The following is a 16,964-nucleotide window of genomic DNA, read 5'->3' as shown; positions in this document are numbered from 1 at the left end:
TCACCATGCCCGCATCCGTTCGATCGACACCTCGGAGGCGGAAAAACATCCGGGCGTGGTGAAAATTCTGACCGCCAAGGACGTGCCGCACAATGTCTACACCATCCTGATCCTGATCCAGATCGGGCCGGAGGACGAGACGGTGCTTGCCGACGGCAAGGTGCGCTGGAAGGGCGAGGCCGTGGTGGCGGTGCTGGCCGAAACCGAGCGAGCGGCACAAGAGGCCGCAGCCAAGGTCAAGGTCGACTATGAGGTGCTGCCGGCCGTCTTCGACATGGAAGAGGCGCTGAAACCCGACGCGCCGCTGGTCAACGAATATCACGGCCAGAATTATTACCTCTATGATAGCGGCGAGTGCCGTAAGGTGCGCTTCGGCGATGTCGAGGCGGGCTTCGCCGGCGCCGACCACATACTGGAGCAGAGCTACCAGTCTTCGCCGATCGAGCACGCGCCGACCGAGACCACCGGCTGCGTGGTGGCGCCCGAGGGCAATGACCGCTTCACCTGCTACACCAACACGCAGGCGATGTTCTTCACGCTCGACAACACCTCGATCATCCTGCAGATGCCGGGCAGCAAATTGCATTTCGTCGGCGGCACAGTCGGCGGCGGTTTTGGCGGCAAGGTCGACGTCATCGTCGAGCCGATCGCCATCCTCGGCGCAAAACTAACAGGACGACCAGTCTGTTTTATCTACAGCCGCGAGGAGGAGATGCAGATCTCGTCGCCGCGCGCCGCTGAAAAGGTCGTCATCAAGGACGGCGTCATGAAAGATGGCCGCATCGTCGCGCGCAAGGTCACCGGATACACCGATGCCGGCGCCTATTCGCGCCACTCGCCCTATGGCGCGCAGAAGGGCGCGGGGCATTATCCCGGCCCCTACACTATTCCGAACGTCTGGATCGACACCTACTGCGTCTACACCAACCGCACGCCGTCGTCGGCCATGCGCGGCTTCGGCGTCACCATCGGCGATTTCGCGCTGGAGGTGCAGATGGACAAGCTGGCGCGCCTGATCGGCATGGACCCGCTCGAATTCCGCTTCATCAACGCCTATCGCGACGGCGACATGAAGGCGCACCGCCAGCCGACAGAGGGCGCCGCACTGATCGAATGCATGCAGGAAGCTTCGCGCGCCGCCAACTGGCCGGTGGCGGAAAGGTACATGGCGATGTCCTCCTATACGAAGGGAGCTTGAGATGGCGATCAGGCGCGGACGCGGCGTTGCCGCGATCAACTATCCCACCGGTATGAACCTCGGCGGTGACCCGACGCAGGCACTGGTGCACTCGACGCCGACAGGCAATTTCATGGTGACGCTGTCATCGGTCGATCTCGGGCAGGGCATGAAGCAAATCATGGCGCAGATCTGCGCCGAGACCATCGGCGTGCCGACAGACCGCGTCGTCGTCGACACCGCCGACACCGACACCGGCCCGCACTGCATGGGCACCTTCGCCTCGCGCGGTACGCACCGCGCCGGCAACGCCGTCATCCAGGCGGCAAGGGAAGCGCGGCAGGTGATGCTGGAAGTGGCCGCCGAGGAACTGGAGGTGAACGCCTCCGATCTCGAGACAGACGGCCAGGGCAACATCCTGGTCAAGGGCGCCCCGCAAAAATCGATCTCGATCTTCGATGTCGCGCTGTCGGCGCATTTCAAGCGCGGTCGCTCGATCTCGGGCCGCGGCATGTTCCTGATTCCGCGCTCCTATCCGGAGAAAGAGACTGGCGCGATGAAGCCATCGACCTGCTACGCGCATGCCTGCACCGTGGCCGAGGTCGAGGTCGACGACGAGACCGGCGAGGTCACCGTGCTGACGGTGAAGAACGTCTTCGAGATCGGCCGCGCGCTGAACCCGAAAATGGTCGAACAGCAACTGGTCGGCGGTTCGTGGATGGGCATCAGCCATGCGCTCTACGAGACGACCGAGCCCTATTATCCCAACCGCGACCATGGCGGCACGGACTTCAACCAGTATCTGATGCCCGGCCCCGGCGACCTCGCCGAGACCGAGATCATCGTGCTGGAGCGGCCATCGGCGGACGGGCCATACGGCGCCAAGGGGCCGGGCGAAATGTGCGCCAACCCGCAGATCCCGGCGGTCGCCAATGCCGTCTTCGACGCTGTCGGCGTGCGCATCGACACGCTGCCGATCACGCCGGAGCGCGTCCTGCGCGCGCTGAAGGCGCAAGCGGCGAACTGAGGCTGGAATGAACGGGACAAGCGCCGAGACTGTCGCAATCTCACCGGAGGCGGTGGCGCAGCATCTTGCCGCCTCGCGCTATCTGGCCGACGACAGTCTTGCGACCGCGATCTTCCTGGCGATCCGGCTGGGGAAGCCGCTGCTGCTCGAAGGCGCACCAGGCGTCGGCAAGACGGAAGCGGCCAAGGCGATCGCCGCGCTGCTCGGCCGCGATCTGGTGCGGCTGCAATGCTATGAAGGCGTCGACGCCGCGCACGCGCTCTACGAATGGAATTATCAACGCCAGCTGCTCGCCATTCGCCACGCCGGCGAGCACGAGATCGACATCTACGAGGACCGTTTCCTGATCGCCCGGCCGCTGCTGCAGGTGCTGAAAGCGCCGGAACAGCGCGTGCTGCTGGTCGACGAGATCGACCGCTCGGATCATGAATTCGAGGCGCTGCTTCTGGAATTCCTCTCCGATTTCCAGATCAGCATTCCCGAACGCGGCACGATCCGCGCCACGGCACAGCCGATCGTCATCCTGACCTCGAACCGCACCCGCGAGCTTGCCGAGGCGCTGCGCCGCCGCTGTGTCTACCACTGGATCGGCTATCCCGACGCCGAGCGCGAGGCCGCCATCATCATGCTGCGCGCCGGCGATGTGGCCGAGGTAACGGCGCGCGCGGTGGCGGCGGCCGTGCAGACCATCCGCGCCCGGCCGCTGGCCAAGCCGCCGGGTATCGCCGAGGCCGTCGAATGGGCCAATGCCGCCACCATCCTGGAGAAGGGCGGCAGCCCGTGGCCGGAAGCCTTCCGCCGCGCCATCGGCGTGCTGATCAAGGACGAGGAAGACCTTTCCTACATCGCACCGGAGCTTGGCCGGATCGTCGAGGAGGCGCTGGCGTGACGCGGGAGGTCATTTCGCAAGGCTGGCGGGACAGCGCCCTCCTCTGTCCTGCCGGACATCTCCCCCTCAAGGGGGGAGATCGGATGTCATCCCCGCTTTCGCTAATCGCTGACGTCGCCGAACAGAGCGAAGCGCCGAAGCTGCCAATCTCCCCCCTTGAGGGGGAGATGTCCGGCAGGACAGAGGGGGGCGACACAGAATGATGCGGGAAACAAGCCTCCCCCGCGCCGCCTCGCCATTCCTGGGTTTTGCCAGGCTCTTGCGCCGCTACGGCTTTGCCATAGCCCCCGAGCAAGTCTCCGGCTTCATGCAGGCGGTGACGTTGCTCGGTCCACGCTCGATGGCCGACATCCGCGAGGCGGCCCTCGCCACCCTGGCGCCGCCGCCCGACCGCCGCGACGAATTCGAAGCGCATTTCCAGAGCCATTTCTATGGCAACAGGTCCGCCGTGGTCGAAGGCGACGCCGACGAGGAAACCCGCATCAAGGATGATGGCGGTGCGAGCCAGGAAGAGATCGAGGTCATCAGCCATCAGGAAGGTGGCGAACTCTCTTCCGGCGCCGAACAACTGAGTACCCGCGATTTCAAGCGCGACGACGACAACCTTGCCGCTTTCCGCCGCAGGCTCGCTTCAGCCTTGCCCGCCCGCCGCTCGTTCCGCACCGTGCGCACGCATTCGCGCGGCAAGCTCGATCTGCGCCGGTCGCTGCGGGAAATCGTCAGCGCCGATGGCGACGTGCCCTCGCCGCTGCTGCGCCGCCGCCAGACCGTGCCGCGCAAGCTGCTGCTGCTGATCGACGTTTCCGGCTCGATGAAGCTGCACACCGCAGACTATCTCAAGCTGGCGCATGCCGCCGTGCAAGGCGCGGACCGCGCCGAAATCTTCACCTTCGGCACGCGGCTGACCCGCATCACCGCGGCATTGCGCATCCGCGACCGCGACCAGGCATTGGCCCGCGCCGCAGCCCAGGTCGACGATTGGGACGGCGGCACCCGCATGGGCCCGACGCTGCTCGCTTTCCTCTCGGTGCCGCGCTTCTCGTCGTTTGCACGCGGTGCCGCAATCGTCATCCTGTCCGACGCGCTGGAGCGGGGCGACCATGGTGAACTGGAGACGGCGATGCGGCGGCTGAGCGCCCGCGCCTTCCGGCTGTCGCTGGCCACACCCTTGGCCGGCGATCCGCGCTTCCGGCCGGCGACGGCGGCACTGCGCGCCATCCTCCCCGCGCTCGACGATCTGGTCGACGGCTCATCGCTCGCCGGTCTCACCGATTTCATCCTGTCGCTCGCCCGCCCTGCTCCGGCGGCGGCGACAATCTGGAAGAGGGTTTCATGATGCAGAAAACCATCGACGCACATTTCCACATCTGGCGCCAACAGGACCAGCCATGGCTGGTCGGACCGATGGTGCCGCGCATCTTCGGCCCCTACGAACCGATCCGGCGCGACTATCCGATCGAGGAATTTCTCGAAGACCAGAGGGATTCAGGCGTCGAGAAGGCCGTCTACGTCCAGACCAACTGGGCCAAGGAGGATTTCGAGAAGGAAGTCGCTTTCCTGCAGAAGACGTCCGACGAAACCGGCTGGCCGCATGCCATCGTCGGCTACACCGACATGACCGTCGACGATATCAGGCCTCAGATCGATCGCTTGATGAAATACAAGCTGCTGCGCGGCGTGCGCATGCAGTTGCACTGGCACGAGACCCCGGCCTTCCGCTTCGCCGCCTCCGCCGATCAGATGATCGACCCGAAAGTGCGCGCCAATGTGGCGCGGCTCAAGGATTATGGCCTGTCCTTCGACCTACAGCTCTTCCCCGCCCAAATGAAGGACGGCCTGACGCTGGTCGGCGAGAACCCCGAAACGAATTTCATCCTCACCCATGCAGGCATGCTGACCGGCATGGAACCGGAAAACACCAAGGCCTGGAAGGCAGGCCTGCGAACGCTGTCGGCGGCGCCCAATCTTTACGCCAAGCTGTCGGGCCTCGGCACCTTCGTCCACCGCAACGATCCCCTGCTGATCGCCTATGTCGTAGACAACGCGATCGATATCCTGGGCGCCGACCATCTGATGTTCGGTTCGAACTTCCCGATCGAGAAACTGTGGACCAGCCACGCTGAGCTGATCAAGGCGCACCGCGACGCGGTGGCCAAGCATGGTGCGGTGGCCGAGGCGGATATCTTCTGGAACACGGCGGAGAAGGTTTACCGGCCGGTGTGACGCCTCACTTCACCTCGAACTGCGGATCGACTGGAATCTGCATCGCCGTCACCAGATGGTTGGTCTGGCCGGCGAGCCCGATGATCGACACCAGTTCGCCATGCTGCGCATCGGTCATGCCCTTGGCGCGGGCTGCCGCCGTGTGCGAGTGGACGCAGTAGGAGCAGCCATTGGCGGTCGACACCGCGATGTAGATCATCTCCTTGGTCAGCGGATCGATGGCGCTGTCGGCGACCATCACCACCTTCAACTGTTCCCAGATCCGCTTCAGCGCCGAAGGATCATTGGCCAGCCCGCGCCAGAAATTGTTGATAAAATCGGATTTGCGCGTCGCGCGGATGTCGTCGAACACGGCTTTCACGGCGGGAATCTTTTCGACCTCGGCATCGCTGAGGAGTTTTGTGGTGGCCATGGGGTTTTTCCTTCGTTGGATCGTTGCGTGAATTGAATCAGGTCTTGAGCAATTGCGGCCAATCCACTCGTCCGATTCACTTTTCCAGCGCCGGCGTCTAGATTCAGGTCAGGCCGAGTCGAAAATGGTGAGTTCCGAGAACCGGAGCGGAGCGTACTTTTCGTACGTGAGCACCGGAAGCGCAGGAAACCGCCATTTGCAGGCCGGCCTCACCTGAATCTAATGCACGGCCGCATACATGATCTTCTCCTCCGTCGCCTCCGCCGGCGAAAACTCCTCCACAATACGCCCTTGGCGGCAGACCAGGATGCGGTCGGACAGGTTCATGATCTCCGGCAGGTAGGACGAGATGACGACGACGGCCAGCCCCTCATCGGCCAGCCGGTTGATGATCTGGTGGATCTCGGCGATCGCGCCGACATCGACGCCACGTGTCGGCTCGTCGAAGATGACGATGCGCGGCTTCTGCACCAGCCCCTTGCCGATCACCACCTTCTGCTGGTTGCCGCCTGACAGCTCGACGACGCGCGCATTGTCGTTGATTGCCTTGATGTTCAGCGTCTTCGTCCATTCGGCCGAGAGCGCGCGCATCTCCTGCGTGTTGATCACCCAGGCCTTTTCGCGGCCCGCCGCCAGCAGTCCGCCGAACAGGTTTTCGGCAATGCCCATCGTCTCGAAGATGCCTTCGCTCTTGCGGTCCTCGGTGACATAGACGATGCCGTCGGCCACCGCTTCGCTCGGCACGAGATAGCGCACCGGTCTGTCATCGAGTTCAATCGCGCCGCCGCGCAGGAAATCCCGCTTGTAGATGCCTGAGACGATCTTGAATGTCTCGGTGCGGCCGGAGCCGATCAGCCCAAACACGCCGGTGATCTGGCCCTCGAAGATCGAAAAAGAGGTGTTGCGCACGACATTGCTCATCGAAATGTCCTGCACCGACAGCACTTTCTTGCCCGCCTTGCGCAGCTTCGCTTCGTCGCGCTGGCGGTAGATCTGTCCCGATAGCGTGCGCCCGACCATGGCGGAAACGATCCTGTCGCGGTCGAAGGCGGATGTGTCGTCGGTAATGACCAGCTCGCCGTCGCGCAGGATGGTGATGCGGTCGGCGATATCGAGCGCCTCTTCCAGCGCATGGCTGATGAAGACGATCGAGACGCCGCCCGCCTTCAGCCGGCGGATCAGCGCGAAGAAGTGCCGCTTCTCCTCCGGCGTCAGCGTCGCCGTCGGCTCGTCGAAGATGATGATCTCGGCATTGTGGTGGACGGCGCGCGCGATCTCGACCATCTGCCGCTTGGCCGCACCCAGCGTTGCCACCATGGCGTTGGGGTCGACCGGGAAGTTCAGCGACTGCAGGAACTGCTGCGCTGAAATGTAGGTGCCGCGCAGCCGGTTGAGGAACTTTTCGGTGCCGAGATAAAGGTTCTGCGCCACCGTCATCGACGGCACCAGGCTGGTCTCCTGGAACACCATCGCGATGCCGGCTTCAAGCGCTGCGTGCGGCGAGGCGTAGGCGATTTCCTGGCCCTTGTGGAACATCTTGCCCGAAGTGGCATCGACCACACCGGCGATGATCTTGGTCAGCGTCGATTTTCCCGCGCCGTTCTCGCCAAGCAGCGCGTGGATCTCGCCCTTGCGCAGTTCGAAGCTGACGTTCTTCACCGCGGGCACGCCGCGATAATTCTTGGTGACGTTTTCCAGCCGAACGATCGGTTCCATCAAAGACCTCCCGCATCGATCGCCAGCACGCAGTCACCGCCTCTGGAGGCGACAAACAGCCGGCCGTCCTTTTCCGCAACGCTGCAGATGCCATGACGCGTGCCGTTGGCGCGGCTGTGCAGGCTGAACAGCGGCTGCATCTTCTGGTCGAGCCTGACCACCAGCCCATAGGAGCGGCTCGGCGACCACGGCTTGTGGATGCCCATGGTGCGGATGCCGCCGCATTGCAGCGGCTCGAGGAAGCTGCGGCTGGACGCCAGTGCCGGCGCGATCCAGTAGGCCGGCGGCACTTGGCTCAGCATGTCCTGCCGGTAATGCGTTTCCTGCAGCACGAATTCGATCAGCCGGTTGCGCGGCGCAAACAGGGTCAGCCACGCCCCACCATCGGCGGACGGCGACAGCCGCGCGGGATATCCCGGCAGATGTGCAAGCACCGTCGAGCGGTTGCCGGTAGCGCCATCGAAGCGAACAAGCTGGTGACGCCAGCTTTCGCTAACCAGCAGATCCTCGCCGACAGGATGCAGCCCGTAGGGAAAGGCAATGTCGCCGGCGAGTTTGCGGAAATCACCGCCTGCGGCGCCTCGCTTCCAGAGCGAACCGGACACGCCCTTCTTCATCAGATCGGCGGCCCATTGCGATGGCGCATGCTCGGTCGAGCCGTTGGCCAGCCACAGCGTGCCGTCATCCGCATAGGCTAGTGCGGTGATGCAGCTGATCCCGGCCGGCAGTGAAACGTCGCTGCCGCCAATCAGCAACTTGCCGCTTTCCAGCCCGACCGTCAGTTCGCCCAATGGCGACAGCGCCAGCGCGGTGACGGCAGACGGAAAGGTCTCGACCACGACAGGTTGCGCTCCAGCAGCAATCGAATGGATGGCGTTGCCGCTGGAGACCAGCAGCCTGTCACCGGCAACCAGCAGATTATCCGGTTCCGTCAGCTCGGCAAAAGCCGGCGCATCATCCAGCCGCGTATTGGGGCGAAAAGCGCCGTCGAGCGGCGGGATGGTCACCGCCTTACCGCGGAACAGGTCGAGCACCGGGTCGAGGATCATGGCTTTGCTCCCCAATAGGAAGCGGGGCTGGTCCAGTTCGGGTCGGCGCCTGCAATCTTGTAGCGGCCGATACGGTTGTTGAGGATGCCGCCGACGAACAGATACCCCTTGTGCTCGCGCATCGAGGTGACCATCGGGTGCGCGCCGCCGGTGAGGTCGCCCATCGCCTCGACGATGCCGCCCCTGTCATTGAATTTCACCACGCCGCCGGTGTTGATGTTGGGAAACAGCCATTCGTCCTGCGGTAGCCGGCGCGTCATGCGCTTGCGCATGTCGGGATGGCGCAGCGACAGGTCGAAGCTCGGCGTGCGCATGCCAAGCCACGCCATCCAGTAATTGCCGTCGGAAGCGCGGTTGATGTTGTCGGGATAGCCCGGCATGTCGCGGATGACGCATTCGGCGGTGCCGGCCTTCGGCCCCTCCAGCCAGTAGCGGTGCACGCGGCAGGCCCAGCTTTCGGCGAAGAACAGCGACTTGCCGTCATGCGCCATGCACACACCGTTGGTGTAGCGATAGCCGTCGAGCAGCGTCTTCGTCGAACCGTCCTTCGGGTCGTAGACCAGCAGCCGGCCGGTGGCACGGTTCTCGATCGAATCCAGCGCCCAATCGTGGGCGTCATATCGCTTAGTTGAATCTGTGAAATAGATGCGGCCGTCCGGTGCGATATCGCAGTCGTTGGGGTCACGCAGCCGTGCATCGTCGACGATCGAGGTCCACGAGCGCGACGTCTCCGCCGAGAGGCGTTTGACCTCCCGATCCGGCGAGACCGAATAGAGACCCATCGCGCCGACGCAGCTGATCAGATTGCCTGATTTGTCGAAGGCCAGCCCCAGCGGGAAACCGCCGATGTGGGCAAACACCTCCGACCTGACATAGTCCGGCGCGAAGAAGCGGACGATCTCGCCATGACGCGTGCCGCAATAGAGATTGTCGTCGCGGTCGAGGATGACGTCTTCCGGCCCCTCCAGCTCGCCAAGCCCGATATGCTCTGCGGCCGACAGCCTGTTGTCGAGTTCGTATGGCGTGCCCGAGCCGGGTGCGGCCGACTGTGTCTCGCCCATCTTGAGATAGACCGGCGCGACATAGACCTCATTCAGCACCTTGTGCCGGTTCTTCAGCCAGCGGATGTCGATGGTCACCGCCACCGCCAACATGATGCCGAGCACCATCTGGTTGGTGCCGGTGCCGTAGCCCAGCCGGATCAGCCCATTGGTCATGGTCAAGACGATGATGGCGCCCATCAGCCCCTTGATCACCGAGCCTCGGCCACCGCCGAGGCTGACGCCGCCGACCACCGCCGCCGTCAGCGCCATGATCTCGAGGTTGAGGCCGGTTCCCGGCCCTGCCCCGCTCAGCCGGCAAGCAATGAGGAAGCCGCCGATCGAGGCGCAGAAGCCGGAAAAGACATAAGTCATGAACACGGTGCGACGCACGCGGATGCCGGCATTATGCGCCGAGCGCCTCGAGCCGCCGACCGCCAGCACGTGCCAGCCCGGCCGCGAACGCGTCAGCGCGATATGAGTGACGATGGCCAGGATGATCGCCAGCCACACCGAGACGGACAGCCCCCAGAAGGTGCTGTCGCCGATGAAGTCGAGCACATCCGATGTCGCGGTCGAGAGCTGCACATCGGCGGCATAGGTGGTGACCAGGATGTCGAACAGCGCCCGGCCGAAGATGAAGGTCACCAGCGTGGTGAGGAAGGCGCGCAAGCGGAGATAACCGACGAGGTAACCGTTGATGGCGCCGAAGATGAGGCCGGTGGCGAGCGATGCGGCCAGCGCCAGCCAGATCGACTGTTCGAGGATGAAGAAGACATAGACGGCGGAAAAGCACGACAGCGCGAAGATCGAGCCGACCGACAGATCGATGCCGCCACCCAGCATCACCACCGTCATGCCGGTGACGACCATCGAGAACTCGCCGAGCTGGCGGGTCGATTCCTGCAAAGCGGTCAGCTTGAAGAAGCCGGGAATGACCGAGCCGAAGGTCGCCAATGTCGCCACCAGCGCCAGGAACGGAATGGCGTTGTCGGTCCAGCGTTTGGTCAGTATCTCGCCGACGACATGGTCGGGCACGAGATTGTAGCGCCAGGACTGGAGGCGTTCGCGAAAGGACATCGGCTGCTGCTATTCCATGAGGGGACGAGGTGACCGGATCCTTCCGGTCACCTCGCTTGTACTTCAGTCGAAAAGGTGCGGTTTACTTTGCCGCCGCCGCTTGTGCCTGCAGCGCCTTCAGGTCCCAGCAGCTGTCGGGCTTGAGGTCGGCCTTGGTCGTCGCCTTCTCCAGCGTGTAGATGTAGGTGTGCGAGGTGCCGGCCGGTTGGCCGCTCTGCAGCAGGAACTTGATGATGGCGTTCATGTCGCCCGACTGGCGAGCAAGATCGGTCATCACCACAGCGCCATAGGTGCCGTCGACCAGCTTGTCGCAATCGGCCGCCTTCTCGCCGCCGCCGGTGGTGACCAGGAACACCTTGCCGTCGAGTTTGGCATCGCGGATCGCGGCGGACGCGCCGGTGGCGTCGCCATCCCAGAAATCGATGATCGAGCAGATATCCGGGTTCTGCTGCAGCATCGTCGTCGTCACGTTGCGCGAGGTCGTCGCATCCCAGTTGGAATCGGGCTTGGCCACCACCTTGAAGTCGGGATTCTTGTCCAGCACCTTCATGATGCCGGCATACTGATAGAGGCTGGAGGAGTTCGCCTGGTCACCCTGCACAAGGCCGATCTTCTTCGACGAGTTCGGGCCGCAGCCCTTGATCGCCGCTTCGGCCTCGAGCTGGCCAAGCCGGTCCCAGTCACTGCCGATAAAGGCGTCGGCCGGGAAGTTGGCGGGATTGTCGACCAGGATGACATAGGTGCCGGCGGCCTGCGCCTTCTTCATCAGCTTGGAATAGGAGTTGAGGTCCGGCGCGTGGATGATTAGCACATCCGGCCTGGTGTCCGAGGAGATGGCGTCCGTGATCGCCTGCGCGCCGGCATCGACGACCCAGTTCGGGTCGCGCGTCTCGAACACGCCGCCCCAGGCCTCGACTTCGGTCTTCAGATAGTGCGCCCAGCCCTGCGCCAGGTCGAAGCCCATTGCCAGAGGCACCAGCATGACGCGCTTGCCCTTGAGCGCCTGCGCGTACGCAGCCGGGCCCGGATCGTCGGCGGCGAAGGTTGGCGCCACGAAGGCGGTGACAGCGAGCGCCGTGGCGGCGGCCATGAGTGTCTTGATCAGTTTCATGTCGGATCCTTTTGCTTTGGTCGTTGTTATCAGCGGCCGGCCCCAACCGTCCGCCGCAGTTCAGGTCTAAATGTCGCCCTGCTGGGCGGTCTGCTCGTCACGTGGATTGATGATGCCGTCGACGATGATGGCGCCGAGCAGGATCGCTGCCTTGATCAGGTTCTGGTAGAGCAGCGGAATGTCGATGATGGTCATGGCGTTGAGCAGGATGCCGATCAGTGCCGCACCGACCAGCACGTTGCGCACCCCGCCGCGCCCGCCGGACAGGCCGATGCCGCCGATAACCGCCACCAGCACGATATCGTAGAGCAGCGTCGAATTGACGACGCGGGTATTGATCGAATGCAGGCTGGCCGCCGTCAGCAGGCCGGCGACCAGTGCGACGAAGGCGGAAAGCACATAGCGCAGCACCAGCATCGGCCGCACCGGCATGCCGATGTTGCGGGCGGCCACCGGATTATCGCCGGCGAAATAGATATAGCGGCCCCATTTGGTGTAGCGCAGGAACAGGAAGAACAGGAAGGCCAGCCCTGCGAAGACGAAAACCTCGATGGGAATGTCGAGGAAGCGCAGGCCACCGAGCAACTCGACCCAATGGCCCTGCGGCACCGGCACGGCATCCTGCGTGATCAGTTGCGAGCGTACATAGCCGAAGACGAAGGAGCCTGTCGCCAGCGTCACGAAGATCGCCGGCACGTCGGCATAGGCGACGAGAAAACCATTGAGCAGGCCGATGGCCAGCACACCGGCCAGCACATAGGCGAAGGCAAGCCCGTCCGGCGTCCCCGAATTCAGCAGTTGCAGGTACCAGGCGACCGACATCGCCATGATCGCGACGGCAGAGAGGTCGATGCCGCGGCCGATGATGACCACGGCCATGCCGAGCGCAAGGATGCCCAGCACCGACACGGAGCGGACGATGGCGACGAGATTGTTGGGGTCGATGAAGCCTGGCAGGCCTATAGCCGCTGCAACGAACAGCACCACGGCGATGGCAAAGACAATGCCTTCCTGGTTCAGGCTCCTGAAATTTGGCCAGCCGATGGTGTTCATGTCTGCGTTTGCCCCGATGGCAGCGCTGCCATCCCTGGAAAGAACGCTAATCGGCCCAACGCCGGTTCGTCAAATGAATCCGCGCCCGGAACCCAGGCCGGCTGCGATATTTATCGAGTGGACGCATCGATTACCGAAGCTGGCGCAATGCGCGGAAAACTCTGCGCTTTTGGCAATTGGTTGCGCCATTGCGGCCGCACGCGAAAGCGCTGCACCAAGGCAAAGGGACAGGACGGAATTTATCTCCGCATCAGGCGGAAAAATCGATCTGAATTTCCCGGCGAGTGCCCGGAAACCTCCGCGCCCGCACATGGCGGGAGCACGAGAAAACGCAACGCCGCCACCAGCCCGATGGCGCCGATCACCAGACCGGCCAGGCCGGTGAACACGGCGAAATAGCCGCAGGCGCCCTCGAAACAGCTCATCTCGGTGGCATCGGCGATCACCGAGCCGATGGCGAATCCGCCCACGGCGCCGATGACCGCGCCCAGGACGATGCCGAGCAGCGCGGCGATGACCGAGACGAAGGCCGATGGGCTCTCGGTTTTCGGATTGACATAAACGGCATCGGCTTCGGATCCATGGCGCAGCAGATAGATGCAGAGCGCGCCGATGGCGATTTCGGCGCCGGTGACGACAAGCGCCTGGCCCGAGAAGACGAATCCCGGCACCGTAGGGGCATAGGCATGGATGACCAGCAGCCCGACGATTATGGCAATCTGCCAGATCGTGAACTGGCGCGGGAAGCGGGCCGAGCGGCCGAAGGCGAGGCCGAGCAGGTAAAGCCCCCACAGGATGGTGACGATGTCGACGACGAGCCCGCCATAGATAAGGTAAAGCACGCTGTCTGGCAGGCCGGTGGCGCCGACCGCGGGCCAGACGGAGATCAGGCCGTAGACCGACCACGCCATGACGAAGACAAGCCAGCCCACCGGCACGAAGGACAGCCCGCTGTCCGGCCGCCTGACTGGCGTCTGTCCATTGCTCGATGTCATGTCCGCACAATGCCCCCGCAAAGCCTCGGCACCCGACAGGCAACTCCGGGGGAAGTCAAGGGCGGCCGTCCCTGCGGTCCTGCCTGTGCACACCATTGCAGCGGCGGCGCCCGCAAAAACGGGCATGCCGGCGGCCTCGTGAAACACTGTGTGGCCGGCAAAGCGAATAGACTGCCGTTATGGCTTGGCATTCGCCGTCGGATCGACTAGATGAGCCCCGCGCCTGTTGCTTCGACGGCTCAGGTGCAGGGGAAGGCGTTTGCTGGTTGGCGACGCCGATGGCGAAAGTTCCGTCTTTCCCCAAGGGAGGTGCATCTCCCCAACCCGCGCGGCAAAACCGGCCGACGCGACATGCATGGACGGAGAGGTGGCCGAGTGGTTGAAGGCGCACGCCTGGAAAGTGTGTTTACGGGAGACCGTAACGCGGGTTCGAATCCCGCTCTCTCCGCCATCCTGCTTCGCTCTACGAGCTTCGCAGGACAAGCCCGAGCCTTTGCGCGAAGCAGGGCGGTAAACATCCCGCCGCGCTCTGCCCTAAAAACCTGCCAATCACAGGAGATGGCATGCCGAACGATGTAATCGTGCGCGACAGCAATGGCGCTCAATTGAATGACGGCGATTCCGTCACGCTGATCAAGGACCTCAAAGTCAAAGGCACTTCGGAAACGATCAAGCGCGGCACGTTGGTGAAGGCTATCCGCCTGAACGGCAATCCCGGCGAGATTGAATGCAACACCAAGCAAGTGAAAGGCCTGGTGCTCAAGACCGAGTTCGTGAAGAAGGCGTGAGCGTCAGGGCGGCAAGCGATCTCGATGGCTCCCTCGGGATTTTGGAGAGCCTGCCGTCGCCAAGTGGACTGCGGAGCCGTTGAGCGTCCGGCACGCGATCGTTGCGCTGCGAAATTGATAATTTCGCCGACCAGGCACAATCAAAAAACCGCCAAGACCCAAACCTGGAACCTCCGGCCTCATTGCGCGTTTCACGGCGTCCCGTTCGCGGATCCGCCCGGATATCTCTCCAAGCGCGCAAAAAAACCAGGAGCCCGCTTCATGCACGACAAGCTGTTTCATTCCCCGGTCGCACTCTCGGTCGGCCTTGGCTTCAAGCGCGAGATTGCGTCGCTGGCCGAAATGCACGACTTCCTCACCAATTGGACGACCTCCCGCCGCGGCCCGCTCTACCGCAACGCGGTGGAAGCATGTGAACTCGCCATCCCAGGCTATGTGACCATCGAGCAGGCCCGCCACGCGCTCGTCCAGTTTGCGCAAGCTTCTTGTATCCTGTGGCCGGACCTCGAGCCGGTGGCGGGCGTGCACGCCGTTGCGCGTGGCTATGGCGGCTACGCCGCCTGAAGATCGATACCCTCCGTGGCGGCTAAAGCCACACCACCATAGAAGGCCCGGCTGACCCCCAGCCGGGCTTTCCCGTTTCCGGCAGTTCGCAAGCAAATCGCAATCCTGTGGCTGGCCGCGTGTCTTGCGCGACAATCCCTGCGTGGAGTGTTGGGAAGAGCCCGCGCAAAAATCTTTATGAAATTCCTATTTCTTTCCACTGCGCCCCGTCTCGAACCTTTATGGCGATCGGGTCCATATTCCCTTCAGAAAACACATTCGGTTTCGTCGCCAAAGATGCGACGGGACACTTTCGATATATTGCGAACTCTCCTGTCAAGTTCGCAAAGTACAAAAGAACAAAGGGAATAAAAACAATGGATATGGCCGTTATCGGAATCGGAATTTTGTTCTTTGCCCTTTGCTTCGTCTACATAAAAGCTTGCGACGCGCTCTAGAGCGAGGCTGAAAAAATGATCGTCGACTATATTCTTGGTGGCGGCGTTACGCTGTTCCTGCTCGCCTACCTGACATACGCCCTCGTTCGTCCAGAACGCTTCTGAAGGCACGGAAAGCCACAGCCATGACACTGAACGGTTGGATACAGATCCTGGTCTATTGCGGGATCGTCATATTGCTGGTGAAGCCGCTCGGCGGCTACATGCACCGCGTCTTCAACGGCGACCGGACGCTGCTCTCGCCCGTCTTTGGCCCGCTCGAGCGCGGGCTGTACCGTGTTTGCGGAACCAGCGAACGCGAGGAACAGCACTGGACCACCTATGCGGTCGCCCTGCTGCTCTTCAACCTTGCCGGCTTCCTGGTGCTCTACGCCCTGCAGCGCCTGCAGGGCAGCCTGCCCTACAACCCGGCCGGCATGACAGCGGTCGAGCCTGGGCTCGCCTTCAACACCGCCGCCAGCTTCATGACCAACACCAACTGGCAGAACTATGGTGGCGAGAGCACGATGTCCTATCTCGTGCAGATGGCCGGGCTGACGGTGCAGAATTTCGTTTCGGCGGCCACCGGCATTGCCATCGCCATTGCGCTGATCCGCGGCTTTGCCCGCGCATCGGGCAAGTCGATCGGCAATTTCTGGGTCGATATGACCCGCTCCACACTCTATCTGCTGCTGCCGTTCTGCGTCGTGCTGACGCTGGCCTATGTCTGGCTCGGCATGCCGCAGACGCTGGGCGCCTATGTCAACGCCACGACGCTCGAAGGCGCGCAGCAGACCATCGCCGTCGGCCCGGTCGCTTCGCAGGTGGCCATCAAGATGCTCGGCACCAATGGCGGCGGCTTCTTCAACGCCAATGCCGCGCACCCGTTCGAGAACCCCGACGCGATCTCCAACCTGATCCAGATGGTGTCGATCTTCGCCATCGGCGCCGCCTTGACCAATGTCTTCGGCCGCATGATCGGCAACCAGCGCCAGGGCTGGGCGATCCTCTCGGCCATGGGCGTCATGTTCATCGCCGGTGTCGCCATCTGCTACTGGGCGGAAGCCGCCGGCAACCCGCTGGTGCATGCGCTGGGCATCGACGGCGGCAACATGGAGGGCAAGGAGACACGTTTCGGCATCGCCTTGTCGGCGCTGTTTGCCGTCATCACCACGGCCGCTTCCTGCGGCGCTGTCAACGCCATGCACGGCTCGTTCACGGCGCTCGGCGGCATGATCCCGATCATCAACATGCAGCTTGGCGAAGTCATCGTCGGCGGTGTGGGCGCGGGCCTCTATGGCATCCTGATGTACATCGTCGTCGCCGTCTTCGTCGCCGGCCTGATGGTCGGTCGCACGCCCGAATATCTCGGCAAGAAGATCGAGGCCAAGGAGGTCAAGATGGCGATGCTGGCCATATTGTGC

16 protein-coding genes and 1 tRNA gene are annotated in these 16,964 nt (G+C 63.3%); 10 read left to right on the top strand and 7 right to left on the bottom strand.

Annotation, left to right across the window (positions count from 1 at the left end; genetic code table 11):
* The 5 genes from EN914_RS39840 to EN914_RS04195 form a co-directional block, all read left to right on the top strand.
* On the top strand, positions 1 to 1,198 hold a 1,198-nt coding region (locus tag EN914_RS39840), incomplete at its 5' end, for a xanthine dehydrogenase family protein molybdopterin-binding subunit (protein WP_164778652.1).
* Between the two features lies 1 nt (position 1,199).
* The gene (locus tag EN914_RS39835; RefSeq protein ID WP_013530846.1) at positions 1,200 to 2,204 is read left to right on the top strand and encodes a xanthine dehydrogenase family protein molybdopterin-binding subunit; all 1,005 of its coding nucleotides are present in this window, start codon (positions 1,200 to 1,202) and stop codon (positions 2,202 to 2,204) included.
* 7 nt (positions 2,205 to 2,211) lie between these two features.
* Positions 2,212 to 3,093, top strand: coding sequence for a MoxR family ATPase (locus tag EN914_RS04210; protein WP_024501546.1), 882 nt, complete (start codon positions 2,212 to 2,214; stop codon positions 3,091 to 3,093).
* 199 nt (positions 3,094 to 3,292) lie between these two features.
* Entirely contained in the window at positions 3,293 to 4,429 is a 1,137-nt protein-coding gene (locus tag EN914_RS04200) for a VWA domain-containing protein (protein ID WP_024501548.1), read from the top strand.
* The gene (locus tag EN914_RS04195; protein WP_024501549.1) at positions 4,429 to 5,316 is read left to right on the top strand and encodes an amidohydrolase; all 888 of its coding nucleotides are present in this window, start codon (positions 4,429 to 4,431) and stop codon (positions 5,314 to 5,316) included. The genes EN914_RS04200 and EN914_RS04195 overlap by 1 nt, the downstream gene beginning before the upstream one ends.
* A 4-nt stretch (positions 5,317 to 5,320) precedes the next feature.
* Here EN914_RS04195 and EN914_RS04190 read toward each other — a convergent pair whose 3' ends face one another.
* The 7 genes from EN914_RS04190 to EN914_RS04160 form a co-directional block, all read right to left on the bottom strand.
* Positions 5,321 to 5,728: a carboxymuconolactone decarboxylase family protein gene (locus EN914_RS04190; RefSeq protein ID WP_024501550.1), complete on the bottom strand. Its 408-nt coding sequence runs from the start codon at positions 5,726 to 5,728 to the stop codon at positions 5,321 to 5,323.
* Between the two features lie 219 nt (positions 5,729 to 5,947).
* Entirely contained in the window at positions 5,948 to 7,444 is a 1,497-nt protein-coding gene (locus tag EN914_RS04185; RefSeq protein WP_013530841.1) for a sugar ABC transporter ATP-binding protein, read from the bottom strand.
* Positions 7,444 to 8,493, bottom strand: coding sequence for a hypothetical protein (locus EN914_RS04180; RefSeq protein ID WP_024501551.1), 1,050 nt, complete (start codon positions 8,491 to 8,493; stop codon positions 7,444 to 7,446). Before EN914_RS04180 ends, EN914_RS04185 begins: the two co-directional genes overlap by 1 nt.
* Positions 8,490 to 10,613, bottom strand: a complete 2,124-nt coding sequence (locus EN914_RS04175; protein WP_024501552.1) for an ABC transporter permease subunit — start codon at positions 10,611 to 10,613, stop codon at positions 8,490 to 8,492. Before EN914_RS04175 ends, EN914_RS04180 begins: the two co-directional genes overlap by 4 nt.
* A gap of 82 nt (positions 10,614 to 10,695) precedes the next feature.
* Positions 10,696 to 11,724, bottom strand: a complete 1,029-nt coding sequence (locus EN914_RS04170; RefSeq protein WP_013530838.1) for a sugar ABC transporter substrate-binding protein — start codon at positions 11,722 to 11,724, stop codon at positions 10,696 to 10,698.
* Positions 11,725 to 11,790: 66 nt separating this feature from the next.
* Complete coding sequence (locus EN914_RS04165) at positions 11,791 to 12,777, bottom strand: ABC transporter permease (RefSeq protein ID WP_013530837.1); 987 nt, start codon at positions 12,775 to 12,777, stop codon at positions 11,791 to 11,793.
* A 239-nt stretch (positions 12,778 to 13,016) separates the two neighbouring features.
* Positions 13,017 to 13,772 carry a hypothetical protein gene (locus EN914_RS04160; protein ID WP_206527178.1) on the bottom strand — a complete coding sequence of 252 codons (756 nt, stop codon included), beginning with the start codon at positions 13,770 to 13,772 and terminating at the stop codon, positions 13,017 to 13,019.
* Positions 13,773 to 14,133: 361 nt separating this feature from the next.
* On the opposite strand from EN914_RS04160, the gene EN914_RS04155 reads away from it, so the two are divergent.
* The 5 genes from EN914_RS04155 to kdpA form a co-directional block, all read left to right on the top strand.
* Positions 14,134 to 14,223, top strand: a tRNA-Ser gene (locus tag EN914_RS04155).
* Positions 14,224 to 14,335: 112 nt separating this feature from the next.
* Positions 14,336 to 14,560, top strand: a complete 225-nt coding sequence (locus EN914_RS04150; RefSeq protein WP_013529641.1) for an alkylphosphonate utilization protein — start codon at positions 14,336 to 14,338, stop codon at positions 14,558 to 14,560.
* 261 nt (positions 14,561 to 14,821) lie between these two features.
* The gene (locus tag EN914_RS04145) at positions 14,822 to 15,124 is read left to right on the top strand and encodes a DUF982 domain-containing protein (RefSeq protein WP_013529642.1); all 303 of its coding nucleotides are present in this window, start codon (positions 14,822 to 14,824) and stop codon (positions 15,122 to 15,124) included.
* 452 nt (positions 15,125 to 15,576) lie between these two features.
* Positions 15,577 to 15,666 carry a K(+)-transporting ATPase subunit F gene (locus EN914_RS04135; RefSeq protein WP_032808122.1) on the top strand — a complete coding sequence of 30 codons (90 nt, stop codon included), beginning with the start codon at positions 15,577 to 15,579 and terminating at the stop codon, positions 15,664 to 15,666.
* A gap of 20 nt (positions 15,667 to 15,686) precedes the next feature.
* Positions 15,687 to 16,964, top strand: a 1,278-nt coding sequence (kdpA, locus tag EN914_RS04130; RefSeq protein WP_127389006.1) for a potassium-transporting ATPase subunit KdpA, incomplete at its 3' end; no start/stop codon positions are given.

Origin of the sequence: Mesorhizobium sp. M7A.F.Ca.CA.001.08.2.1, assembly GCF_003998455.1 — a bacterium.
Taxonomy (GTDB): Bacteria; Pseudomonadota; Alphaproteobacteria; order Rhizobiales; family Rhizobiaceae; genus Mesorhizobium; species Mesorhizobium ciceri.
The sequence above is the reverse complement of the archived record's forward strand: the minus strand, read 5'-3'. Positions and strand labels throughout refer to the sequence as shown.